19 protein-coding genes are annotated in these 25853 nt (G+C 43.4%); 16 read left to right on the top strand and 3 right to left on the bottom strand.

Going from position 1 to position 25853, the window contains the following annotated elements; all coding sequences use genetic code 11:
- Positions 1 to 155 precede the first annotated feature (155 nt).
- Positions 156 to 2303, top strand: a complete 2148-nt coding sequence (gene fadB / locus NKI27_RS08380) for a fatty acid oxidation complex subunit alpha FadB (RefSeq protein WP_265049210.1) — start codon at positions 156 to 158, stop codon at positions 2301 to 2303.
- Positions 2304 to 2337: 34 nt separating this feature from the next.
- Complete coding sequence (gene fadA / locus NKI27_RS08385) at positions 2338 to 3513, top strand: acetyl-CoA C-acyltransferase FadA (RefSeq protein ID WP_265049211.1); 1176 nt, start codon at positions 2338 to 2340, stop codon at positions 3511 to 3513.
- A gap of 120 nt (positions 3514 to 3633) precedes the next feature.
- Here fadA and NKI27_RS08390 read toward each other — a convergent pair whose 3' ends face one another.
- On the bottom strand, positions 3634 to 4500 hold the full coding sequence (locus NKI27_RS08390) for a hypothetical protein (protein ID WP_265049212.1): 867 nt from the start codon (positions 4498 to 4500) through the stop codon (positions 3634 to 3636).
- Positions 4501 to 4740: 240 nt separating this feature from the next.
- Between NKI27_RS08390 and topA the strand changes: the two genes are divergently transcribed.
- On the top strand, positions 4741 to 7434 hold the full coding sequence (gene topA / locus NKI27_RS08395) for a type I DNA topoisomerase (RefSeq protein ID WP_265049213.1): 2694 nt from the start codon (positions 4741 to 4743) through the stop codon (positions 7432 to 7434).
- A gap of 128 nt (positions 7435 to 7562) precedes the next feature.
- Here the strand turns inward: topA and gltA are convergent, their stop codons facing one another.
- Positions 7563 to 8834 (bottom strand): citrate synthase, encoded by a 1272-nt coding sequence (gene gltA / locus NKI27_RS08400; protein WP_265049214.1) that lies wholly within the window; start codon positions 8832 to 8834, stop codon positions 7563 to 7565.
- A 570-nt stretch (positions 8835 to 9404) separates the two neighbouring features.
- On the opposite strand from gltA, the gene sdhC reads away from it, so the two are divergent.
- The 13 genes from sdhC to rluB all read left to right on the top strand — a co-directional run bounded on the left by sdhC (position 9405) and on the right by rluB (position 24646).
- A complete protein-coding gene (gene sdhC, locus NKI27_RS08405; RefSeq protein WP_406803053.1) occupies positions 9405 to 9836 on the top strand; it encodes a succinate dehydrogenase, cytochrome b556 subunit in 432 nt (143 codons plus the stop codon).
- Positions 9830 to 10177, top strand: a complete 348-nt coding sequence (sdhD, locus tag NKI27_RS08410) for a succinate dehydrogenase, hydrophobic membrane anchor protein (protein WP_265049215.1) — start codon at positions 9830 to 9832, stop codon at positions 10175 to 10177. Before sdhC ends, sdhD begins: the two co-directional genes overlap by 7 nt.
- Before the next feature lie 3 nt (positions 10178 to 10180).
- Positions 10181 to 11953 carry a succinate dehydrogenase flavoprotein subunit gene (gene sdhA / locus NKI27_RS08415; protein WP_265049216.1) on the top strand — a complete coding sequence of 591 codons (1773 nt, stop codon included), beginning with the start codon at positions 10181 to 10183 and terminating at the stop codon, positions 11951 to 11953.
- Between the two features lie 14 nt (positions 11954 to 11967).
- The gene (locus tag NKI27_RS08420) at positions 11968 to 12672 is read left to right on the top strand and encodes a succinate dehydrogenase iron-sulfur subunit (protein ID WP_265049217.1); all 705 of its coding nucleotides are present in this window, start codon (positions 11968 to 11970) and stop codon (positions 12670 to 12672) included.
- Positions 12673 to 12985: 313 nt separating this feature from the next.
- Positions 12986 to 15826, top strand: a complete 2841-nt coding sequence (locus NKI27_RS08425) for a 2-oxoglutarate dehydrogenase E1 component (protein WP_265049218.1) — start codon at positions 12986 to 12988, stop codon at positions 15824 to 15826.
- 33 nt (positions 15827 to 15859) lie between these two features.
- Positions 15860 to 17095, top strand: coding sequence for a 2-oxoglutarate dehydrogenase complex dihydrolipoyllysine-residue succinyltransferase (gene odhB, locus NKI27_RS08430; RefSeq protein ID WP_265049219.1), 1236 nt, complete (start codon positions 15860 to 15862; stop codon positions 17093 to 17095).
- A 40-nt stretch (positions 17096 to 17135) separates the two neighbouring features.
- Positions 17136 to 18575, top strand: coding sequence for a dihydrolipoyl dehydrogenase (lpdA, locus tag NKI27_RS08435; RefSeq protein WP_265049220.1), 1440 nt, complete (start codon positions 17136 to 17138; stop codon positions 18573 to 18575).
- Between the two features lie 112 nt (positions 18576 to 18687).
- Positions 18688 to 19857, top strand: coding sequence for an ADP-forming succinate--CoA ligase subunit beta (sucC, locus tag NKI27_RS08440; RefSeq protein WP_265049221.1), 1170 nt, complete (start codon positions 18688 to 18690; stop codon positions 19855 to 19857).
- Complete coding sequence (gene sucD / locus NKI27_RS08445) at positions 19857 to 20729, top strand: succinate--CoA ligase subunit alpha (protein WP_265049222.1); 873 nt, start codon at positions 19857 to 19859, stop codon at positions 20727 to 20729. Before sucC ends, sucD begins: the two co-directional genes overlap by 1 nt.
- A gap of 192 nt (positions 20730 to 20921) precedes the next feature.
- Positions 20922 to 22136, top strand: a complete 1215-nt coding sequence (locus tag NKI27_RS08450) for a tryptophan--tRNA ligase (protein WP_265049223.1) — start codon at positions 20922 to 20924, stop codon at positions 22134 to 22136.
- 27 nt (positions 22137 to 22163) lie between these two features.
- Entirely contained in the window at positions 22164 to 22997 is an 834-nt protein-coding gene (locus NKI27_RS08455; RefSeq protein WP_265049224.1) for a segregation and condensation protein A, read from the top strand.
- Positions 22994 to 23698 carry an SMC-Scp complex subunit ScpB gene (scpB, locus tag NKI27_RS08460; RefSeq protein ID WP_265049225.1) on the top strand — a complete coding sequence of 235 codons (705 nt, stop codon included), beginning with the start codon at positions 22994 to 22996 and terminating at the stop codon, positions 23696 to 23698. Before NKI27_RS08455 ends, scpB begins: the two co-directional genes overlap by 4 nt.
- A 27-nt stretch (positions 23699 to 23725) precedes the next feature.
- Positions 23726 to 24646 (top strand): 23S rRNA pseudouridine(2605) synthase RluB, encoded by a 921-nt coding sequence (gene rluB / locus NKI27_RS08465; protein ID WP_265049226.1) that lies wholly within the window; start codon positions 23726 to 23728, stop codon positions 24644 to 24646.
- Between the two features lie 99 nt (positions 24647 to 24745).
- Here rluB and NKI27_RS08470 read toward each other — a convergent pair whose 3' ends face one another.
- Positions 24746 to 25711: a GGDEF domain-containing protein gene (locus NKI27_RS08470; protein WP_265049227.1), complete on the bottom strand. Its 966-nt coding sequence runs from the start codon at positions 25709 to 25711 to the stop codon at positions 24746 to 24748.
- Between the last annotated feature and the right edge of the window lie 142 nt (positions 25712 to 25853).

Consider the following 25853-nt stretch of genomic DNA (forward strand, 5'->3'; position numbering starts at 1 on the left):
TGCTGGCAATCTTGTAACGTTATTTTTGGTTAGTTTCGTATTGCTAAGACGGCCCGTTTTAATCCAATGCTGGTTAAATTACAGACTTTAACTTCTCAAAAGGAAGTAAATGAATGTAGGTTGCCAGTGCTTACTAATAGCTTGGAGAACAGTTGATGATTTACGAAGGTAAAGCCATCACGGTTAAAGAGATCGAAGGCAGCATTGCTCAGCTAAACTTTGATTTAGACGGTGAGTCGGTTAACAAATTTAATAGACTTACTATCGAAGAACTGCGTGCGGCAACTGATAAGCTTAAAAGTGCTAAAGGTATAAAAGGTCTTGTAGTTACAAGTTCTAAAGACTGTTTTATCGTTGGTGCTGATATAACCGAATTTACAGATTTGTTTGCTGGCCCTGAAGAAGAGCTGATTGCTAGCAACTTGGCTGCAAATAGCATATTTAGCGATATTGAAGACCTTCCTTTTCCTTCTGTCACCGCAATCAATGGTGTTGCACTAGGTGGTGGTTTTGAAATGTGTCTTTCAACTGACTATCGCGTAATGTCAACAGAAGCAAAAGTTGGGTTACCAGAAGTTAAGTTGGGTATCTTCCCAGGATTCGGTGGTACTGTTCGTTTATCTCGCCTAATTGGTGCAGATAACGCGATCGAGTGGATCTGTGGTACTAAAGAATACAAGCCTGAAGATGCGCTTAAGTTTGGTGCTGTAGATGCTGTAGTTGGACCAGACACGCTTTTAGAGGCTGCTGTTGATTTAGTTAAGCAAGCGATCAATGGTAAGGTTGACTACAAGGCTCGTCGTGAAGAAAAAACCAGCAAGCTTAAGTTGAATCCATTAGAAAGCATGATGGTATTTGAAACGGCTAAAGGTTTTGTTGCTGGACAGGCTGGACCACATTATCCAGCACCTGTTGAAGCAATCAAAGTGATGCAGAAGCATGCAGGCATGTCTCGTGATAAAGCGATTGAAGTAGAAGCAAAAGGCTTCGCTAAAATGGCTAAAACGTCTGTATCTGCTTCATTGATCGGTTTGTTCTTAAATGATCAAGAGTTAAAGAAAAAAGCTAAAGATCTAGAGCCATTAGCGAGTGAAGTTAAGCTGGCTGCGGTTCTTGGTGCAGGTATTATGGGGGGCGGTGTCGCTTACCAATCAGCACTTAAAGGTACGCCAATCATCATGAAAGATATCGCTCAGGCGGGTATCGATCTTGGATTGAGCGAAGCTAAAAAGCTTCTTGTTAAGCGTGTAGACAGAAAGCGCATGACAGCGGCTAAAATGGCAGACGTACTTAATAGCATTACGCCAGCACTTAGCTACGGCGACTTCAAAAACGTTGATCTTGTAGTTGAAGCGGTAGTTGAAAACCCTAAAGTTAAGGGTATTGTTCTTGCTGAAGTTGAAGATCAGGTTCGTGAAGATACTATCCTTACGACTAACACCTCAACAATCTCTGTAAACTTATTGGCTAAGAGCCTTAAGCGTCCAGAAAACTTCTGCGGTATGCACTTCTTTAACCCTGTTAACATGATGCCTTTGGTTGAAGTTATCCGTGGTGAGAAAACAAGCGAAGAAACAATTGCTACAACAGTTGCATACGCTAAAGCAATGGGTAAAACCCCAGTTGTTGTTAACGATTGCCCAGGTTTCTTAGTTAACCGTGTCTTGTTCCCATACTTTGGTGGATTTATTGGTCTTGTTCGTGATGGTGCAGACTATCAGCGTGTTGATAAGATCATGGAGAAGTTTGGTTGGCCTATGGGTCCTGCTTACTTGCTAGATGTTGTCGGTATGGATACGGGTAAGCATGCTGGTGAAGTAATGGCTGATGGTTTCCCTGATCGCATGAAGTATGATAGCGCAACGGCTATCGATGTAATGTTTGATGCGGGCCGTTATGGTCAGAAGACAGACAAAGGTTTCTATCAGTACGAGTTAGATCGTAAGGGTAAGCAGAAGAAAGTTGTAGATGAGTCAGTGTATGACTTGCTAAAGCCTGTTGTTGAGAAGCAAGAAGAGTTTACCGATGAGCAGATCATTGAGCGTATGATGGTTCCATTGTGTATTGAAACTGTTCGTTGTTTAGAAGATGGTATCGTTGAGACTCCAGCGGAAGCTGATATGGGTCTTATCTTCGGTATCGGTTTCCCTCCATTCCGTGGTGGTGCTCTTCGCTATATCGATGCTATGGGTGTAGACAAGTTCTGTGAAATCGCAGACAAGTATGCAGACCTTGGTGCTTTATATCAGCCAACAGCTGGTATGAGAGAAATGGCAAAAGCTGGCAAGAAGTATTTCGGTTAATAGCTGAAACAGATTATCGAACGGAGAGTATCTAATGAGTCTTAATCCACAAGATGTCGTCGTAGTCGATGCAGTGCGATCCCCAATGGGTCGTGCTAAGAATGGCTGTTTCCGCAATGTTCGTGCTGAAACACTTTCTGCGACGCTTATCGATGCATTATTTGCACGTAATCCAGGTGCAAACGTTAACGAAGTTGAAGATGTAATCTGGGGTTGTGTAAACCAGACGATGGAGCAGGGTTTTAACGTTGCTCGTCAAATTTCATTATTGACTAAAGTGCCTCATACTGCAGGTGCACAAACGGTAAACCGTCTGTGTGGTTCTGCTATGAGCTCTATCCATACTGCGGCTCAAGCGATCATGACTGGTAACGGTGATGTATTTGTTGTGGGTGGTGTTGAGCACATGGGTCACGTATCCATGACTAAAGGCTTTGATCATAACCCGGCTGCTAGTAAGTACTCTGCTAAAGCGTCTAACATGATGGGCTTAACCGCTGAGATGTTGGCTAAGATGCACGGTATTTCTCGTCAAATGCAAGACGAGTTTGGTGCTCGTTCTCACCGCTTGGCACATGAAGCTACTTTGGAAGGTCGTTTTAAGAACGAAATTATTCCAATAGAAGGTCATGATGAGAATGGTTTCAAGGTACTTATCGAAACTGATGAGACTATCCGCCCTGAAACGACTGTTGAGTCTCTTGGTAAGCTTAAGCCAGCCTTTAACCCTAAGGGTGGTACTGTAACCGCGGGTACTTCTTCACAGTTGACTGATGGTGCATCTGCGATGCTACTAATGTCTGCTGCGAAAGCAAAGCAGCTTGGCTTAACGCCTCTTGCGCGTATTAAGTCAATGGCTGTTGCCGGTTGTGATCCTGCTATCATGGGTTACGGTCCGGTTCCTGCTACTAAGAAGGCGTTGAAGCGTGCAGGCCTAAAAGTCGAAGATATCGATTTCTGGGAATTGAACGAAGCATTCGCGGGTCAGTCATTACCTGTAATGAAAGACCTTAAGTTGATAGATGTTGCAGATGAAAAAGTTAACCTTAATGGTGGTGCGATCGCTTTAGGTCACCCATTAGGTTGTTCAGGTGCACGTATTTCAACAACGTTGTTGAATGTTATGCAGGCTAAAGGCGGTACTTTGGGTGTTTCTACCATGTGTATTGGTCTTGGACAGGGTATCTCAACTGTTTGGGAGCGCATCTAAGCGCTTCTAAATAGGGTGTATGACTGTTAAAGTCTAAAAAGACCGAGCTTGCTCGGTCTTTTTTTTGTTTGTCTTTTGCTTGTGGGTAAGGGAGGCTAGGCTCTGTTGTTTGCAGCGCTGTTAAGGTTTGCTATGTGGTGTTTGTAAATCATTGTCTGCTGAGGTGGGAGAGGGGCTTTCTGTGGCGGTTGTTGAGTGAATGCTTTCCTTGGTTCTCTCTTTGGCTGAGACTTTTGTTTCTTGGACGTTAGTTGTTAATTCAAGGTTGTCGTTAGGTGTATTAGTGTCAATTGTTGGGGGTTCTTCCTCGCTATCATGAGGCTGATTCATTTCTTTTATTCGTTGCGCAAGCGTTCTTATCAGTTCTGCCTTCTCGGGGAAGTCACCGGAAAAAGCTCTGAGCGACTCTCTGGCTTGCTTTAAGTGAGATTGAGCTAAAAGGTTGTCATTGCTATCAGAATAGCGATCAGCTTGAGCTATGTGGCTTTCAACGCCGATATCTAGCTGAAGTTTAAGTATGTGTTTTGAGAGCTCATTAAATTTAGCGCTTGAAAGCTTTTTGTTTGTTGTGAATTTGTGTAGCAAATTCGCAACTTGCTGTAGGTGGAAGTTGGCAACATTAATGGCCTCGTCGCTCTGCATAACTCTATTTATGTCGTTATCTCGTTTCTTGTTACAAAACTTAGCATTCAAAGATTTTAGGTGAGCAAGCTGTTGTTGCGTTTTTTTGTTGTTAGGTTCAAGCGCTAATTTTTTTTCAGCAAGCATGATTATTTGTTGGTGCAAGATGAGTATCAGGTCGTAAGCGGGGTCTGTGTGAAGTAGTGTGTTAAGAACTTCTTCAAGATCGTAAATGTTTCTTGATAGTTGGTTGATCTTGCTTCTATTGATTGAAAGAGCTTGTTGTCTTTTGTGGGCGAGGGTACTGAAAATGATTGAAACCAGTAAAAGTCCCCCTATAAAGCTAAATATTATTACGGTCATCATTTAAGTAAATTCACTGATTGGTTGAGTATTATCTTGTTAATGTTAGTCTAATGGTTAAAACAATACTAAATTAAATAGCCATCTAATTTGTGTCAAATTGTCATTTTTTTCCACTTAGTTATTTTAAAAAAATCTGGTAATAACTTGACCCTTCGGCTACAACAACTTATATATGTCGCCAAATCTATTTTAGTTAATCTGATGTTTCAATCAGTTGCGGAATAAAGTTAACGGAATTTTATGGGTAAATCACTGGTAATAGTCGAGTCTCCTGCAAAAGCAAAGACTATCAATAAATATCTCGGTCCTGAGTTTGTCGTGAAGTCGAGTGTGGGTCATATAAGAGACCTGCCAACGAGCGGATCGGCAAGCACTTCCACGCCAGCAGAAAGAGCGAAAGCTGCTGCTATCACCAGGAAACTGAGCCCTGAAGAAAAAATTAAGAATAAAAAGCGCAAGTCTAAAGAGCAGTTGATTGCCAGGATGGGCGTTAACCCAGAAAAAGACTGGGCCGCTAATTATCAGATCCTTCCTGGTAAAGAAAAAGTCGTCAGTGAGTTGCAGCGATTAGCTAAAACTGCTGACACTATCTATCTCGCAACGGATTTGGATAGAGAGGGAGAGGCTATTGCATGGCATTTGATGGAGTCGATTGGTGGTGATGAGACTCGCTATAGACGAGTTGTTTTTAATGAAATAACTAAAAAAGCCATTCAAGAAGCGTTTAAAACGCCGGGTGAGCTTGATCAATCAAGAGTTAATGCGCAGCAAGCTCGGCGCTTTCTTGATCGTGTGGTTGGTTTTATGGTGTCGCCATTACTTTGGAGTAAAGTGGCAAGAGGTCTGTCTGCAGGCAGGGTTCAATCTGTAGCTGTTAGGTTGATTGTCGAGCGTGAGCAAGAAATTAGAGCGTTTAACCCTGAAGAGTTTTGGGAGGTATATGCAGACCTTATTGCTAAGTCTGATGCTTCAACGCGTTTTCAGGTTACTAAGTATCAGAATGAAAACTTCAGACCTGTCAGTGAAAAAGAAACCAAGCAATACACTGATTTTTTAAATTCTGCCACTTATACAGTTGATAAGCGAGAAGATCGCCCAACAAGTTCTAAGCCAAACCCTCCTTTTATTACGTCTACATTGCAGCAGGCTGCCAGTACACGATTGGGGTTTAGTGTTAAAAAGACCATGATGCTTGCTCAGAGGCTCTATGAGGCTGGTTACATCACTTATATGAGAACTGACTCTACGAACTTAAGTAAAGAGGCTGTAGAGGCTTGTAGGGAGTATATTAACAAAAGCGTTGGGGCTGAATTTCTTAATGATCAGCCGCGTATATATTCAAGTAAAGATGGTGCGCAAGAAGCCCACGAAGCGATCAGGCCTTCAAATGTTGAAATGATGGGCTTTCAAGTTGCTGGCCTAGAGAAAGATGCAGAACGACTTTATGATTTAATTTGGAGGCAGTTCGTTGCCTGTCAGATGAAAGATGCACAATATCTGAGTTCTTCGATCACGGTCTCGGCTGGCGAGTTTTTGCTTCGAACCAAAGGTCGTGTCATGAAGTTTGAGGGCTACACTAAAATCCTGCCGTCATTTGGTAAAAAAGATGATGACATCATTTTGCCTGATTTACAGGTCGGCCAAACTCTTGATCTTAAGGCGCTTGATCCAAAACAGCACTTTACAAAGCCTTCACCTAGATATACTGAAGCGAGTCTTGTTAAGGAGTTGGAGAAACGCGGCATTGGTCGTCCATCTACTTATGCGTCGATCATATCTACCATACAAGAGCGTGGTTATGTCAGGCTTCAAAATCGTCGATTCTATGCAGAGAAGATGGGTGATATTGTCATAGAGCGTTTGGTTGAGTCGTTTGATGACTTAATGGATTATAGCTTTACCGCTAAGATGGAAGAAACATTAGATGATGTTGCTAGCGGTGAGAAAGACTGGAAGGGTGTATTAAACACTTTCTATAAAGGGTTTACAGGACAATTAGAGAAAGCAGAGGCGCCTGAGGGTGGGATGCGAGAAAATCAGCCGACAGAGACTGATATTCCTTGTCCAACTTGCGGTCGCAATATGCAGATTAGAACCGCTAGTACGGGCGTATTTTTGGGGTGTTCGGGTTATTCATTACCTCCGAAAGAACGTTGTAAAAGTACTATCAATTTAGTCTTGGGTGATGAAGTTGTTAGTGTAGATGATGACGATGAAGGGGAGTCACGTCTTCTTCGTAAAAAGAAACGTTGCAGTATTTGTGATACAGCAATGGATAGTTATCTGATTGATGAGCAGCGCAAACTTCATGTTTGCGGAAACAACCCTGACTGTTCCGGTTTTGAGGTGGAGCAGGGCGTATTTAAGATTAAAGGTTATGATGGTCCGTCGCTTGAGTGTGATAAGTGCGGTTCGGAAATGCAGCTAAAATCAGGACGTTTTGGGAAGTACTTTGGTTGTACCAATGAAGCTTGTAAAAATACGCGTAAGCTTCTAAGGAGTGGTGAGGCGGCTCCACCTAAGATGGATCCTGTGCAAATGCCTGAGCTTGCTTGCGAGAAGGTGGAAGATACTTATGTGTTGAGGGATGGCGCTGCAGGACTGTTTTTGGCAGCAAGTAAGTTCCCTAAAAATCGTGAAACACGAGCCCCTTTAGTCACAGAGATACTGCCTCATAAAGATGAAATAGATCCTAAGTACGAGTTTCTCTTTTCTGCTCCGGTTCAAGATCCAGATGGAAATCCGGCTATCATTCGCTACAGTCGTAAAAATAAAGAGCAGTATGTGATGACTGAGGTTGAAGGAAAGGCTAGTGGTTGGTCTGCGCACTACGAGAATTCAAAGTGGGTGGAAACACAAGCGAAAAAGAAAGTGGTTAAGAAGGCGACTAAAAAGACGACTAAAAAAGTGGCTAAAAAGGCCACTAAAGAATAGTGCGTTGTAATTAGCTTGAAGAGTTGCCATGTTAAGGGGTGGCTCTTTTGGCTTGAGTTGCTGGTTGTTCTGAAAGGATAAAAAAAGGGTCGCTAATAAGCGACCCTTTTTTTGTGGTAAGCGAATGACTACTTAGTAGGATAGTCGCGCTTGGTGTAGCCTGTGTACAGCTGGCGAGGGCGGCCGATGCGATAATCTTCGCTAACCATTTCGTTCCAGTGTGCAAACCAACCAATGGTTCTAGACATTGCGAATATGACTGTAAACATTGAGACAGGGATGCCGATAGCTCTTAAGATGATACCTGAATAAAAATCAACGTTTGGATACAGCTTACGCTTGATGAAATATTCATCTTCAAGTGCGATTTGCTCTAAGCGCTTAGCGATTTTAAGAAGAGGGTCATTTTCAAGACCAAGTGCTTCCAGTACTTCATCACATGTTTGACGCATTACTTTGGCGCGTGGATCAAAGTTTTTATAAACTCTGTGTCCAAAGCCCATTAGTCTGAATGGGTCTTCTTTATCTTTTGCTTTTGCAACAAACTCGTCAATGTGTTCGATATCGCCAATTTCTTCAAGCATTGTTAGTACGGCTTCGTTTGCTCCGCCGTGGGCGGGGCCCCAAAGTGCAGCAATACCTGACGCCATACACGCAAATGGGTTTGCGCCAGTTGAGCCTGCTAGTCTAACAGTCGAAGTTGATGCGTTTTGTTCGTGGTCAGCATGAAGCATGAAGATTTTATCCATTGCTTCAGCAATTACTGGGTTGATCTCGTAATCGCCACAAGGGGTGCTAAACATCATATGTAAGAAATTTTCAGCGTAGTTTAATTCATTCTTTGGATATACGAATGGCTGACCCATTGTGTACTTGTAGCACATTGCTGCCACGGTAGGCATTTTGGCTACGAGTCTGAACATTGCAATGTCACGATGTTCTTGGTCTGAGAAGTCTTTGTCGTGATAGAACGCAGAAAGAGCACCTACTACACCGCACATTATAGCCATAGGGTGAGCGTCGCGACGGAAACCATTAAAGAAGTGGGTCATTTGATCATGAACCATGGTGTGCTGGCTTACAGTCTGTCTGTATTCGTTACTTTGCTCTTCTGTTGGTAGTTCGCCACGAACAAGAAGATAACATAGCTCTAAGTAATCAGAGCTTTCTGCAAGTTGCTCAATTGGGTAGCCGCGGTGTAAAAGAACGCCATTTTCGCCATCAATATATGTAATTTTTGATTCGCAAGCGGCTGTTGAAACAAAGCCAGGGTCGTATGTGAACAAACCTTGTGCTACTAATCCGCGTACATCTATTACATCTGGGCCTACGGTTCCTGAATAAACAGGGAACTCAACAGTGATATCGCCCACCGATAACTGTGCTTTTTTATCAGTCATGGTGCTCTCCTATGGTCAGTGCTATGGCCTAAGTTCATGCGCGATACCTAAGTTCAGCGTGCATTCTTTGTAGAATCCCTCTGATTTTAGGTATCGTGCCTACTTATCAGGCTCGGTTCATTGAAAAAAGAATTACATTAATAATTAATGCAGGCTCTTTATAAGCCTTAAACAAGTGCCAATTATGATTACCTACAAAATTTAGCGCGTTATAGCGCATGTGTATATAGCATGCGTTGTAATGTGCAATTACGCCCAATTTTGGCGCTTTATTTGTAGTTGTGTATTAAAAAGGTGCGATTTTTAGTTGTTAAATCGCTCAACTTGTTGTTTGGGCGTATTTTTGTGCCATTATCGTGAATATGTCGGCTGGACAACTATAGAGATTGAGAAAAATTTGTCAATGAGCATGACCTCTTACTATAGTAGTAGAGGCTATTTCTTAAGAAGAAAGATAGATAAATGGTTAGGTTAATTGTAATTTTCCTGACATATCTCTATAATCTCGTTCCCGAAATAGCCAGAGTTTGTTCTCAAAGAGAGGCTATACGGCCTTCCTAAAGAATTGCCTTGAGCACCTCTCCTGTAAACTGCCCCGAAGTGGGCCCAAAAGAGTGTGAAGAAGCTGTGAATAGCAATAGACCTGTTAACCTAGATCTGTCCAAATTTAGTTTTCCACTACCTGCCATCACTTCGATAATTCATCGAGTCACGGGTTTGGCTCTGTTTGTTGGAGTCGCATTCGTCTTGTGGGCATTTGAAATGTCTTTAAGCGGTGAAGAAGGATTTAATGTCATTAAAGACATTATGCAGGGTTTTTTAGCCAAGTTGATTCTTTGGGGAATCCTTTCGGCTTTGTTGTATCACCTCGTTGCAGGTGTTAAGCATCTTCTTATGGATGCAGGCATCGGTGAAACGTTAGAAGGTGGTAAGTTGGGTGCCAAAATTACCTTGGTAGTTTCAATTGTATTGATTTTGCTTGCAGGAGTCTGGATATGGTAGCCAACGTTACTAGTTTAGGAAGAAGTGGTTTATATGACTGGATGATACAGCGTCTAACTGCTGTTGTTCTTGCTGCATATATTCTTTTTTTATTGGGCTATTTTATAGCGACACCTGATCTGACTTATGCAGATTGGAACGCTCTATTTGCAAATAGCTGCATGAAGATTTTTACTATTTTGGCCTTGGTTTCGCTTAGTGCGCATGCATGGGTAGGAATGTGGACCATTTCAACTGACTATTTGAAAAACGGTGTCGTAAGATTCCTTTTTCAAACTTTCTGCGGCGGCGTGATGTTTGTTTATTTCGTCTGGGGCGTTCAAATTTTGTGGGGACTGTAATTGATGTCTAAGCTTCGAACTTTAACTTATGAAGCCATCGTAATTGGTGGTGGCGGTGCTGGGATGCGTGCAGCACTTCAGTTGACCGAGTCAGGTGTTAAAACAGCCTGTATCACAAAAGTATTTCCAACACGTTCACACACTGTTTCAGCTCAGGGTGGCATTACATGTGCGATTGCAAGTAATGATCCAAATGATGATTGGCGCTGGCACATGTACGATACTGTTAAAGGCTCTGATTATATCGGAGATCAAGACGCTATCGAATATATGTGTTCTGTAGGCCCTCAAGCAGTATACGAGTTAGACCATATGGGTCTACCGTTCTCTCGTACCGAAGAAGGCCGTATTTATCAGCGTCCTTTTGGTGGTCAGTCAAAAGATTTCGGTAAAGGCGGGCAGGCAGCACGAACATGTGCTGCGGCAGATAGAACTGGTCACGCGCTTTTACACGCTTTATATCAAGGTAACCTTAAGGGTGGTACAACCTTCCTTAACGAATGGTATGCTGTTGATTTAGTCAAAAATCAAAAAGGCAGTGTCGTAGGTGTTATCGCTATTTGTATTGAAACGGGCGAAACAGTTTACGTTAAAGCTAAAGCAACTGTTATGGCGACCGGCGGTGCGGGTCGAATTTTCCAGTCAACCACCAATGCTTTGATCAACACAGGCGACGGTATGGGGATGGCTCTGCGTGCGGGTTTCCCTGGACAGGATATGGAGATGTGGCAGTTTCACCCAACCGGTATAGCGGGTGCGGGTGTTCTTGTAACGGAAGGTTGTCGTGGTGAAGGTGGATACCTGATCAATGGTGACGGAGAGCGATTTATGGAACGTTACGCGCCAAACGCCAAAGATTTGGCTGGTCGTGATGTAGTAGCTCGTTCAATGGTTCTGGAAATTCTAGCAGGTCGTGGTTGTGGTCCTAAGAAAGATCACGTATTGCTTAAGTTAGATCACTTAGGTGAAGAAACTCTTAACTTACGTTTACCTGGTATTTGTGAGCTATCTAAAACATTTGCACACGTTGACCCTGTAAAAGCACCTGTTCCTGTTGTACCAACGTGTCACTATATGATGGGTGGTATACCGACCACTATTGGTGGGCAAGCGTTAACTCAAGATGCTGATGGTAATGATCAGATTATCGAAGGTTTATATGCGTGTGGTGAAGCGGCATGTGTATCTGTTCATGGTGCAAACCGATTGGGTGGTAACTCACTACTTGATTTAGTGGTATTTGGTCGTGCGGCTGGTATTCAAATCGAAAAGTCGCTTAAAGAAGGTTTTAGTACTGATGCAGCGACAGAAGCAGACATCGAGGCAGCTATGGCTCGCCTAGATCGCTTAAATAACTCTACCGGTGGAGAGAGTGTCGCAGCGGTTCGTGATGATCTTCAAAGCACGATGCAGTTGTACTTTGGTGTATTCCGCGACGGTGAGACCATGCAAAAAGGTCTTAAGATGCTGGATGAGCTTAGAGAGCGCGTTAACAATACGCATCTTGAAGACAAGTCGGGTGCATTCAACACTGCTCGAATTGAAGCGTTAGAGTTAGATAACTTGTTTGAAGTTGCTTATGCGACAGCTGTTTCAGCTGAAGAGCGTAAAGAAAGCCGTGGTGCTCATGCACGTAATGACTTTACTGAGCGCGATGATGAGAACTGGCTTAAACATTCTATTTACTTCCCAGCAGAAAAGCGTGTTGGTAAGCGAGATGTAAACTTCTCACCGAAAACTGTTGAGGCGTTTGCGCCCCAAGTTCGTAGCTACTAACGGGGGATTAAAGAATGTTAGTAAGTATTTATCGTTATAATCCAGAAACAGATCAAACCCCTTACATGCAGGATGTCCAAGTTGATATTCCTGATGGAAAGGACTTAATGGTTCTGGATGTATTAGGTTTGATGAAAGAGCAAGATACGACTTTGGCTTACAGACGCTCATGCCGTGAAGGTGTATGTGGGTCAGATGGTCTTAACATGAACGGTAAGAATGGTTTGGCATGTATTACGCCACTTTCTGCTGTTGTTAAGAATAATAAACTGGTTTTACGTCCTTTACCGGGTCTTCCAGTTATTCGTGATTTGGTTGTAGATATGTCAATGTTCTACAAGCAATACGAAAAGATTAAGCCTTTCTTAATTAATGATAAGCCGGCTCCTGCTATTGAACGTCTTCAGTCTCCTGAAGATAGAGAGAAGCTTGATGGGCTATATGAGTGTATTCTTTGCGCTTGTTGTTCAACTGCTTGTCCTTCGTTCTGGTGGAACCCAGATAAGTTTGTTGGGCCATCAGGTCTACTGCAGGCTTACCGATTCTTGGCTGATAGTCGTGATACTGCGACAAATGAGCGTTTGGCAGACCTTGATGATCCTTTCAGTGTTTTCCGCTGCAGAAGTATCATGAACTGCGTTAGTGTTTGTCCTAAGGGTCTTAACCCTACAAGAGCGATTGGCCATATAAGAAATATGCTTCTACAGCGCGCTACTTAGCGGGCTGATAGATTATTTTGCTGGGAAACTCGTTAGAAATTAGGGGTTTCCCAGAAAATGTCTATACTGTAATGATGAATCCATGTGTTGTTGATACTAATGGCTAATATCCTAGCATTTATTTAACGCACATAATCCGGAACCTGCAATGTAAGCTCAAAAAGCTGATGTTGCAGTTTTGCTGAAAAAAAGAAAAACCACTGGTTGGCGGGTAACACCCGTGCTATCTGTGGGGCAGCAGTCATCAAAGGTAAGTTTTTAACCGGTTGCCACCAGATAGCTCCTAGGCATTAATCAAGGCGAGCTATAGAACATGCACGAAAGCATAATGGAGCAGTTATGGCAAACTTCCCATCTGGCTGGAGGGAATTTTGCTTACGTTGAGCAATTATACGACACTTATCTGACGGACCCCAATCAGGTTCCAGAGGAGTGGAGAAGTTATTTTGACCAGCTTCCCAGGGCTGAAGAAGGCGTCACCTCTCGTGATGTGCCTCATTCAACCATCCGCGAACAATTTCTTCATATTTCCAAAAATCAACGTCAATATAGTCAATCAGCTACACCCTCTAGTGCGACCTCTGAGCACGAAACCAAACAAATTAAAGTTCTTCAATTAATTAACGCTTACCGATTTCGTGGGCATCAGCATGCGTCGCTTGATCCTCTCGGTATTATGGAGCGTGAAACAATTGCAGATCTTGGGCTTGCGTATCACGGTTTAAGTGATGCAGATCTAGATCTTGAGTTTCAGACTGGGTCGTTGATGTTTGGCGCAGACACGATGGCGTTAAGAGATATTCTTGACGGCTTGCAGAAAACATACTGCGGTAGTGTCGGTGCTGAATATATGCATATTGTTGATACTGATATAAAACGTTGGTTTCAGCAAAGGCTAGAGTCCGTCAAAACCAAACCCGAATTTGAAGCTGATACCAAAAAGCACCTGTTGGAACGTTTAACTGCAGCTGAAGGACTAGAAAAATATTTGGGCTCTCGCTACCCAGGTACTAAACGCTTTGGGCTTGAAGGAGGGGAGAGTTTAATTCCGCTTACTGATGAGCTTATTCAGCGTGCGGGAAGTTACGGTGCCAAAGAAATTGTTATAGGTATGGCGCACCGAGGGCGTTTAAACGTGTTGGTTAACACGTTAGGTAAAAACCCTAAAGATTTGTTTAACGAGTTTGAAGGTAAGCGACTCCATGATATGGGCTCGGGTGATGTTAAATACCACCAAGGCTTTTCATCAAATGTTATGACCTCAGGTGGTGAAGTGCATCTTGCGCTTTCATTTAACCCTTCTCACCTTGAAATTGTTTCTCCTGTTGTGGAGGGGTCGGTGCGTGCTCGACAGTCTCGACGTCAGGATATTCAAGGCGAAACAGTTGTACCTGTCATTATGCATGGTGACGCAGCCTTTGCAGGCCAAGGCGTTGTTATGGAAACCTTCCAGATGTCACAAACAAGAGCTTACTACACAGGTGGTACTGTTCATGTTGTGATTAACAACCAGGTTGGCTTTACCACGAATAAGAAAGAAGATGCTCGTTCAACTGAGTATTGTACTGATGTTGCTAAAATGATTCAGGCACCGATCTTACACGTTAATGGTGATGATCCAGAAGCTGTGTTGTTTGTGACGCAGGTCGCTATGGATTATCGGCATCAGTTTAAGAAAGATGTGGTGATCGATCTTGTCTGCTACAGAAGAAGAGGTCATAACGAAGCAGATGAGCCTTCTGGCACTCAGCCAATCATGTATAAACAGATCAAAGCTCAACCGACGACGCGCAATATTTACGCTGACAACCTAATTAATCAGGGTGTTTTGAGTGCAGAAGAGGCTAAAAAGCTTGAAGATGAATACCGTGATGCACTTGATAATGGCGAACACGTGGTTAAAAGCTTAGTTAAAGATCCTAAGCTAGAGCTACATGTGGACTGGACACCCTATTTAGGGCATGTATGGACTGCGAAAGCTAAAACTAGCATTAACCGTAAAACGCTAGAGAAGCTAGGCAAAAAACTAGGGCAAACGCCCGACGGTTTTACGGTTCAGCGGCAGGTTCAAAAGATTATCGAAGATCGTAATAAAATGAACCAAGGTGCGATGCCCATTAACTGGGGCTATGCTGAAGTGATGGCTTACGCCACCTTGCTCAATGACGGCCATGAAGTTCGAATCACCGGTCAAGATGTAGGTCGCGGTACGTTCTCTCACCGTCATGCTGTATTGCACAGTCAAAGTGACGGTGCTGTCTATATGCCGTTAGCTAACTTGGCAGACGATCAGCCTAAGATCGAAATCTATGACTCTTTATTATCTGAGGTTGCAGTACTAGGGTTTGAGTACGGTTACGCAACCACTAACCCTAGTGCGTTGGTTATTTGGGAAGCTCAGTTTGGTGACTTTGCGAATGGTGCTCAGGTTGTGATTGATCAGTTTATTACCAGTGGTGAGCATAAGTGGGGCCGTCTTTGCGGCTTAACGATGTTATTACCACATGGTTATGAAGGCCAGGGCCCAGAACACTCTTCTGCCAGATTGGAACGGTACTTGCAGTTATGTGCTGAGCATAATATACAAGTGTGTGTGCCCACGACGCCTTCGCAGGTTTTTCATATGCTTAGACGTCAGGTGAAGAGACCATTAAGAAAGCCACTTATTGCGATTACACCTAAGAGTTTGTTGAGGCATAAAGAAGCTGTATCGACGATAGAGGAGTTATCCGACGGTACTTTCTATACTGTTCTTCCTGAAGTTGATGTACAAGATCCTAAAAAGGTTAAGCGAGTAGTACTTTGTAGCGGTAAGGTTTATTACGACTTGTTAGAGCGCCGCCGCAACGAAGAGAAAGAAGAAGTTGCAATCGTTCGAATTGAACAACTTTACCCTTTCCCTTCTGATGACTTATTAGACGTGTTATCGGTCTATACAAAACTTAATGACGTTGTATGGTGTCAAGAAGAGCCAATGAACCAGGGGGCCTGGTACTGTAGTCAGCATCATATGAGAGAAGTGGTACGGGAAGTTAACCCTAAGTTATACCTAAATTACGCCGGTAGACCGGCATCCGCTGCACCTGCATGTGGTTATGCATCGGTTCATGTGGAAGAACAAAATAAGTTAGTCACTGAAGCATTAGACGTATAAACAAGAAAAGAATTTGTAGAAAAAGGATAACAAATGGCAATCGAAATCAAAGCACCGACCTTCCCTGAATCTGTTGCAGACGGAACCATCGCTACTTGGCACAAAAAGCCTGGTGAACAGGTGGCCAGAGATGAGCTTATTGTCGATATTGAGACAGACAAGGTAGTACTAGAAGTAGTTGCACCTAATGATGGTGTCATTGAAAGCATCGCTAAAGGTGAGGGCGATACTGTTTTAAGTGGCGAAGTCATTGGTATCTTTGCTGATGGCGCGACTGGGTCAACGGCGGCTTCTGAAGAGACTTCATCAACGACAGCCGCTACTGACACTGAGTCGACCGAAGAGCTACTGCTGAGCCCTGCTGCTCGTAAACTAGTGGACGAAAATGGACTTGATGCGTCTGCGATTCCGGCAACAGGTAAAGGCGGTCGATTAACCAAAGAAGATGTTGTGAACTATTTGGGTGCATCGTCTGGTTCTACAACGCCTGCTGCGCCCCAGCCTGAAGCAACCAAAGCGCAGACCACTGCACCATCAATGCCTAGTCTTGATATTCCAGGGCAAGGTCGCATAGAAAAACGAGTGCCCATGACCCGTTTGCGTGCGAGTGTTGCAAGACGCCTAGTGAGTGCTCAGCAAAACGCAGCTTTGTTGACGACATTTAATGAAGTTAACATGAAGCCAGTAATGGAACTTCGTAATCAATACAAAGACTTATTTGAGAAAAAGCACAACGGTACACGTCTGGGCTTTATGTCATTCTTTGTTAAAGCAGCTGTAGAAGCCCTTAAGCGTTTCCCAGCTGTAAACGCATCAATTGATGGTAATGACATTGTTTATCATGGTTACCAAGACATTGGTGTTGCTGTGTCATCCGAGCGTGGTTTAGTTGTACCTGTTTTAAGAGACGTAGATGGTATGGGTCTTGCTGACATAGAAGCCGGTATTCGCAATTACGGCCTTAAAGCGCGCGATGGTAAGTTGGGTATTGAAGATATGACAGGTGGCACGTTTACCATATCAAATGGTGGTGTGTTTGGTTCGCTGTTGTCGACGCCCATTATTAACCCGCCACAAACGGCTATCTTGGGCATGCATAAAATCCAAGAGCGTCCAATGGCGGTTGACGGTGAAGTGGTTATATTGCCAATGATGTATTTGGCTTTGTCCTATGACCATAGGATGATTGATGGTAAAGAAGCGGTTCAGTTTTTGGTAACGATTAAAGAGTTACTTGAAGATCCTGCTCGAATCATCCTCGACGTATAGAAATTTTTAACTCTTATTTAAAAATTAAGCGGAATGTGAAATGTCAGATAAATTTGATGTCATTGTTATAGGTGCAGGACCAGGCGGATATGTTGCGGCTATCCGTTGTGCACAATTAGGATTAAAAACAGCGTGTGTTGAACAGTGGGTCTCTGAAGCGGGTAAGCAAATATTAGGCGGAACGTGCCTAAATGTGGGTTGTATCCCTTCGAAAGCATTGTTGGAGTCTTCTCACAAGTTTGAAGAAGCTAAGCATGATTTTGCGTCTCACGGTATTGATACTGGCGACGTTAAAATGGATGTCGCTAAAATGCTTGATCGAAAAAACACTATCGTTAAAAACTTAACCGGTGGTATCGCGTCTTTGTTTAAAGCTAATGGCGTTAGCTCTATTCAGGGTTCTGGTAAGGTACTAGGTGGTAAGCAAGTTGAAGTGATTGATAAAGATGGCAAAGTGACTATTTATGATGCCGAAAATATCGTCATTGCAACGGGTTCAAGACCTGTTGAAATACCTCCAACACCGTTAACAGAAGGGTATATCGTTGACTCAACGGGCGCACTTGATTTTGAAGAAGTGCCTAAGCGTTTAGGTGTTATTGGTGCAGGCGTCATCGGTTTAGAGTTAGGGAGTGTTTGGGCACGCCTAGGGTCTGAAGTGACTGTGCTAGAAGCACAAGATACGTTCTTGCCTTCAGCAGATCAGCAAATTGCTAAAGAAGCGCTAAAGCAGCTTAAAAAGCAAGGCTTAGATATCAAGCTTAAAGCACGAGTAACAGGAAGCGAAATAAAGCGCGGACTCGTTAATGTTGCTTATGAAGACTCAAAAGGTAAGCAAGAGGCTAAATTCGACAAGGTTATCGTGGCAGTAGGTCGATCGCCTTATACAGAAGGTCTATTATCGCCTGAAAGTGGCGTTAACCTAGATGAGCGTGGTTTCATCTTTGTAAATGATAAGTGCCGTACTGATGTTCCGGGTATTTATGCCGTGGGCGATGTTGTTCGTGGCCCTATGTTAGCGCATAAAGGGATGGAAGAAGGTGTTATGGTCGCAGAGCGAATTGCTGGCCAAAAAACGAAAGTCAATTATGACTGTGTTCCCGGTGTAATCTATACCAACCCTGAAATAGCTTGGGTCGGTAAAACCGAAGAGCAGCTAAAGAATGACGGCATAGAATACAACGTGGGCACTTGCCCATTTGCGGCCAATGGTCGAGCTATGGCAGCAAACAGTACCGCTGGTATGGTTAAAGTTATTGCCGATGCAACCACTGACAGAATTTTGGGGGTTCATATTATTGGCCCACAAGCATCTGAGTTGATTGCACAGGCAGTTATTGCAATGGAGTTTGGCTCCAGTGCAGAAGATCTTGGGCTAACCATGTTTGCTCATCCTTCGTTATCAGAAACGGTTCATGAAGCAACACTCGCTGTCGCGGGGCATGCTATTCATATTGCTAACCGTAAAAAGAAAAAGTAAGCGTTGCAAGTAGCGCTACTAAATTGACTGTCGGTGAGTGATCCTCACCGATGGCTTAATAGTCCACATACCAGTGGGCATTATACAACTGTCTGGATAAACGGAAAAAACTATGAATCTACACGAGTATCAGGCAAAGCAACTTTTCGCCGAGTATGGCTTGCCTGTATCAACTGGATACGCTTGCGATACCCCCGAAGAAGCTGCTGCAGCTGCTGACAAAGTGGGTGGCGATAAATGGGTTGTGAAGGCACAGGTTCATGCGGGTGGCCGTGGTAAGGCGGGTGGTGTTAAGCTCGTTAGCTCAAAAGAAGAAATAAAAGCGTTTGCTGAGCAGTGGTTAGGTAAGAATTTGGTGACATACCAAACAGATGCTAATGGCCAACCGGTGACTAAAATTTTGGTTGAGTCTTGTACTGACATCGCTCAAGAATTGTATTTGGGTGCGGTAGTAGATCGAAGCACGCGTCGTGTTGTCTTTATGGCGTCGACTGAAGGCGGTGTTGAGATAGAGAAAGTAGCAGAAGAAACGCCTGAAAAGATTCTTCAAGCAATTATCGACCCCTTGGTAGGCGCACAGCCATACCAAGCAAGAGATTTAGCGTTTCAGCTAGGCCTTAACAGCAAGCAGGTTAAACAATTTACTAAGTTATTCCTTGGCTTGTCTCAGTTATTCCATGATTATGATTTGGCATTGCTAGAGATTAACCCGCTGGTTATCACTGATGAAGGTGATCTTCATTGTCTCGACGGTAAAATTAATATTGATGCGAATGCACTTTACCGTCAGCCAAAGCTAGTTGAGATGAGAGATCCTTCGCAAGAAGATGCTCGTGAAGCTGAAGCGGCAGAGTGGGAACTTAACTATGTAGCATTAGACGGTAACATTGGTTGCATGGTTAATGGTGCTGGTCTTGCGATGGGCACCATGGATATCGTTAAGCTACGTGGCGGCGAACCGGCTAACTTCCTTGATGTTGGGGGTGGTGCCACTAAAGAGCGTGTTACAGAAGCGTTCAAAATCATTTTGTCAGATGATAGCGTGAAAGCCGTATTGGTTAATATCTTTGGTGGAATCGTTCGCTGTGACTTGATTGCCGATGGTGTTATCGGTGCAGTTGAAGAAGTGGGTGTTAAAGTGCCTGTTGTTGTAAGACTTGAAGGTAATAATGCTGAACTGGGTACCAAGAAGCTGGCAGACAGCGGACTAAATATTATAGCGGCAGAGAGTTTGGAACATGCCGCAGATTCAGTTGTTAAGGCAGCAGGGGGCCAAGCATAATGAGTGTTTTAATCGACAAGAATACTAAGGTTATCTGTCAGGGCTTTACCGGTGCACAGGGTACTTTTCATTCAGAGCAAGCGATTGAATATGGCACTCAAATGGTCGGCGGTGTTACCCCGGGTAAAGGTGGTCAGACTCACTTAGGTTTACCTGTTTTTAATACCGTTAGAGAAGCAGTAGAGCAAACCGGTGCAGAAGCATCTGTTATCTATGTACCTGCACCTTTCTGTAAGGATTCTATTTTAGAAGCCGCCAATAGTGGCATCAAACTAATTGTTTGTATTACTGAAGGTATTCCAACACTGGATATGCTTGATGCCAAAGTGAAGTGTGACGAATTGGGTGTGCGTTTGATTGGGCCTAACTGTCCAGGTGTTATAACGCCTGGAGAGTCTAAGATTGGTATTATGCCAGGGCATATTCATTTACCGGGTAAAGTCGGTATTGTATCTCGCTCAGGAACGCTAACGTATGAAGCGGTTAAACAAACTACTGATTACGGTTATGGTCAGTCTACTTGTGTAGGCATTGGCGGTGACCCTATTCCTGGTTCTAGCTTTATTGATATTTTAGAGTTGTTTCAGAACGATCCTAAAACAGAAGCAATCGTAATGATTGGTGAAATTGGTGGCTCTGCAGAAGAAGAAGCGGCAGAATACATCAAGCACAACGTTACAAAGCCAGTTGTTTCGTATATCGCAGGTGTAACTGCACCTGCAGGTAAAAGAATGGGACATGCAGGCGCTATTATCGCAGGCGGTAAAGGTACTGCAACTGAGAAGTTTGCAGCGCTTGAAGATGCCGGTGTTAAAACCGTTAAAAGTCTAGCTGATATTGGTAAAGCACTTGCCGAAGTTACTGGCTGGTAGTGTTTACCGTTACAATCCTCTAGGCTGTTTACGGGTTTAGATGAAATGTAGATTAAACCGTCTCCTTAGTGAGGCGGTTTTTTCTTTAGGGTATTTGATTTTCCGCCTTTATATGAAAAGCAGGTGGAGTGAGCGTCGTTCTAGTTTATAATTGTTTTTAATATACAACTTTACCTTTTTGAGGATACATAATTGAGTGCCGTCGAGTCACAGCAACGCGTTTTATCGGGAATGAGGCCTACCGGTAAACTTCATCTAGGGCACTATCATGGTGTGCTTAAAAATTGGGTAGAGTTGCAACACGATTTTGAATGTTTCTTTTTTGTAGCCGATTTACATGCCTTAACGACGCACTATGAAGATCCTTATATTATTGAACAAAGTGTCTGGGATATGGTGACCGATTGGCTTGCAGCAGGGATAAACCCTGGCTCTGCAACCTTGTTTATTCAGTCCAAAGTACCAGAGCATGCCGAACTGCATTTATTACTATCGATGATGACCCCCCTTGGGTGGTTAGAAAGGGTGCCAAGCTACAAAGACCAGCAAGAAAGTTTAAAAGAAAAAGACCTCGCTACCTATGGTTTTTTAGGATATCCGCTACTTCAGAGTGCTGATATCTTAATCTATCAGGCTGGGCAGGTACCAGTAGGTGCAGACCAGATAGCCCACGTTGAAATGACCCGTGATATAGCACGCCGTTTTAATCATTTATACGGTAAAGATATGGGGTATGAAGAGCAGGCCGAAGCTGCGATTCAAAAAATGGGTAAAAAAACAGCCAAAGTTTACCGAGCATTGCGTAAACGTTTTCTTGAGCAGGGGGATGAAGCCGCCCTTGAAACAGCACGCTCATTGGTAAGAGAACAGCAAAATGTAACGCTAGGTGATAGAGAACGTTTATTTGGTTACATTGAAGGCGGCGGGAAAGTGATACTTCCTGAGCCGCAACCTCTATTGACGCCTTCAGCTAAAATGCCCGGTTTAGATGGCAATAAAATGTCAAAGTCCTACGGCAATATGATTGGTCTTAGGGAAGAAGCAGATACGGTTGTGAAAAAAATCAGAACCATGCAAACTGACCCGCAGCGTGTCAGACGAACCGATCCTGGTGATCCTGATAAGTGTCCAGTTTGGCAGTTGCATGAGGTTTATTCAGATACTTCGGTTAAAACATGGGTTCAAGAAGGCTGTCGTAGTGCTGGCATTGGTTGTATCGACTGTAAAAAGCCGATCATTGATGCGGTGCTAGAAGAACAAAAACCGATACATGAGCGTGCACAGCATTACGAAGAAAACCCTGAACTTGTTCGCTCAATAATTGCTGAAGGTGTTGAAACTGCTCGGGATACTGCTAAAGCAACACTAGAAGAAGTTAAACGTGCGATGGGATTATCGTATCGCTAGGGTCCATAGCAAAACAGGTTGTTATAAATGACAGTCAACGTTGATGAAAGTAATGAGGTCGTAACAGAAACACCTCACATCCAGCAAGAGATGATATTTGCTTTCGTTGATGGGAAACCCATTACCGAGATACCGCAAGATCTGTATATTCCACCTGATGCGTTGGAGGTAATGTTAGAAACATTTGAAGGGCCTCTCGATCTGTTGTTATATCTAATTCGCCGACAAAATATGGATATTCTTAATGTGAATGTCAGTAATATTGCGCGGCAATACATGGAATACATCGCCTTAATGAAGGCCATGCGGTTTGAGTTAGCGGCAGAATATCTGCTGATGGCCGCAATGCTAGCTGAGATAAAGTCTCGAATGTTGCTTCCTCGCCATGAAGGGAGTGATGAAGACGAAGATGACCCAAGAGCAGAACTGATTAGGCGCTTACAGCAGTATGAGCGCTTTAAACAAGCTGCTGAAGAGTTAGATGAACTTCCTCGGGTAGGGCGAGATACGTATATTAGTGAAGTCGCACCACCCGCGCTAAATGATCAAAAAAGGCATCCAGACTTATCATTGCAAGAATTGATGCTCGCGTTTAGTGAGGTACTACGAAGATCCGATATGTTTGAAAGTCACCAAATAGAAAAAGAAACGCTTTCAACGCGTGAGAAAATGGCTCACGTGCTAAGTCAGTTATCAGCGGACCGATTTACAGCCTTTGAAACGCTGTTTAATATAGAAGAAGGGCGATTAGGCGTTGTTGTTACATTTTTAGCAGTAATGGAGCTGATTAAAGAACAGTTGGTCGAGCTTGTTCAGAATGAGTCATTTGGGCCTATTCATCTTAAAGCGAGAGTGCAATGAGTAACGCTGCTAAAGAGTCTGTTCAGAAAAAAGCCCCGCGAAGCACTAAGGCCTCGCGTAACAAAGTAAGAAATATCGTCGAAGCAGCATTATTATCAGTCGGAAAAGCCATAGAAGTTGACCGTTTAGCTGAACTTTTTGATGAGTCTGAACGGCCTACAAAGCAAGCGCTTAGGGTTGCACTTGAAGAAATTACTGTAGACTGTGAAGATAAAGGGTATGAGCTGGTTAAGGTAGCGAGTGGCTATCGATTTCAGGTGAAACAGGATTTTTCTCCTTGGGTCAGCAAACTATGGGAAGAAAGGCCTCAGCGCTATAGTCGAGCTTTATTAGAAACGTTAGCGCTAATAGCCTACCGGCAACCCATCACGCGAGGTGATATAGAGGATATTCGAGGTGTTGCTGTTAGTTCGAATATAATAAAAACACTATTGGAACGCAGTTGGGTTAGAGTTGTAGGCCATAAAGACGTACCCGGTAAACCAGCGCTGTATGCAACAACCCGGCAATTTCTTGACTATTTTAATCTTCAGGGGCTTGACCAATTACCACCACTTTCTGAAATCAGAGATCTCGAAGCGATTGGCTTGGAGATAGAAAAACAAATGCAGTCTTCGGGTGGCACTGACGAATCTCTCGATTTTGAAAGTACCGCCCGTTCAACAGAATTCAGTGATAGTGACGACTCGTCCATTCACTAATATTACATAACTTTTTGGTTGTTAAAAATGACGTCTGATACATCGAACACCCCATCAACAAACACTTCTTCAAGTTCGCTTGCAGGGGAACGGTTACAAAAACTATTGGCTCAAGCGGGTGTAGGCTCCAGAAGAGAAATAGAAGCCTGGATTAAAGCGGGTCGTATCTCTCTTAACGGAGAGACAGCCAAGCTAGGTGATAGAGCCGTATTCACTGATACCATTACGCTGGATGACAAGCCGGTTAAAATGGATCGGGGTGAAATGTCTGCCCGTAGAATTCTTATTTACAATAAACCAGAAGGTGAGGTGAGTACCAGAAACGACCCTGAAGGAAGACCTACTGTTTTTGATCGACTGCCACCACTTAAAGGCCAACGTTGGATCATTGTGGGTCGATTAGATATTAATACCTCGGGCCTGCTACTGTTTACGACAGATGGTGAGTTAGCTAACCGCCTTATGCATCCCTCTAACGAGATTGATCGTGAATATGCTGTGCGTATTAAAGGTGATGTTGATGACGAGATGATCGCCCGACTGAAGCAAGGTGTATTACTCGAAGATGGAATGGCTAAATTTACGGATATTCATGACTCTGGTGGTACGGGGCTTAATCATTGGTTTCATGTCGTGCTTATGGAAGGGCGAAACCGTGAAGTAAGACGTTTATGGGCTTCCCAAGGCGTATCGGTTAGCCGTCTTAAACGTGTAAGATTCGGTTGTATGTTTATGCCGTCAAGACTTAAAGTTGGACATTTTGAAGAGTTAGGCCAAAAAGATGCGGATAACCTTTGTGCGATGGTCGGTTTAAAGTCGAAGCCTATTACTAAGAAGAAGCCAAAAGATATTGAAAAGTTAAAAAGACAAAGTAATAAAAAAGCGAAGCCTGTATTTGAAGGTAGGCGCAGCGGTAAGCCAGGGGCAGGTGGGCGCAAAAAGAAATAGCTCAACATAGATTAGGGTTGAGTGACTCGATTTAACGACTGATCACTGCGATGATTTGGACGGGGGAGTGCGTTACGTACTCCCCTGAGATCTATTGGATTAGGCCGACTGTTGATCTTTGTTGTCAGAGATCCTGTTAAGTGAACCTGATAATTCTGCAGACACGACCCTGTTTCGACCACTGTTTTTTGCTTCATAGAGTGCTTTATCTGATCTTTCTAATAATGAATCTAGATCTTCATTGTTTTTAAATGTGGCGGTGCCAAGGCTGATGGTGAGCGGTATTATTTTATCGCCATGTACAAATCGAGTCTTGTTGACAGACTGCCTTAAGCGTTCAGCAATAATTCGCGCGCCTACTTCTGTTGTTTTATTCAGCAGCACAATAAATTCTTCTCCACCGCTTCTAAAGCATAAATCGCTTTTTCTAGCAGAGTTGATCATACACTCTACCAGTTGTTTCAATATACCATCACCTGCAGCATGGCCATGCTGATCGTTGATATTTTTAAAATGATCAATATCGACTGTAATGATGGATAGTGGGTGGTTATGACGCCTTGATAGTTCCGCTTCTCGCGTTAAGGCAATATCGAGCGCTCTTTTGTTTCCGCAACTTGTTAGAGAGTCCTGAAGTGCTGCATCTAATGCATGTTTATACATTAGTGCATTTTTAAGTGGGTAGACCAAGGTGCTCATTAATCTCTCAAGAATAGCGAGCTCTTCTTCTTTAAACTTTTTTGATCGTGTCAGGCTGACTTCGCCTAGGTTCTCATTTTGTAGCTTTAATTTGTAATTGCAGGAGTGCGCCGCACGTTTCTCAGACGTAATATAACTGCCGACGGTTTCGCAATTGTATTCGAATTGATCAAAACTAATGAGTTTGCCAACCTCTTCTACAAACATATTAATGATATGTTTTATGTCTAATGTCGTTTGCAAGCGGCGTGTTAGACGGGAAATGATGTCATCACTGTCTTTTAAATGTTGGGTTAGCTCGTTATAAGTCGAAACTAGACGAGCCTTTGTAAAGTCAATAGTGTCCGCTTTTTTGTATGTAGTCATTCTCTCACTCCCGAATAGCGGCAAATTACTGCTATAAGTGCACGTTATCGTTACTTTCGGGTGTTTAAGCGATATTCATGCCATTAAGGTATTATCTATCTAAAACAGATGGTTGTGGTATTATTGGATGGACGGTTATTGC

Source organism: Alkalimarinus alittae, from assembly GCF_026016465.1.
Taxonomy (GTDB): Bacteria; Pseudomonadota; Gammaproteobacteria; order Pseudomonadales; family Oleiphilaceae; genus Alkalimarinus; species Alkalimarinus alittae.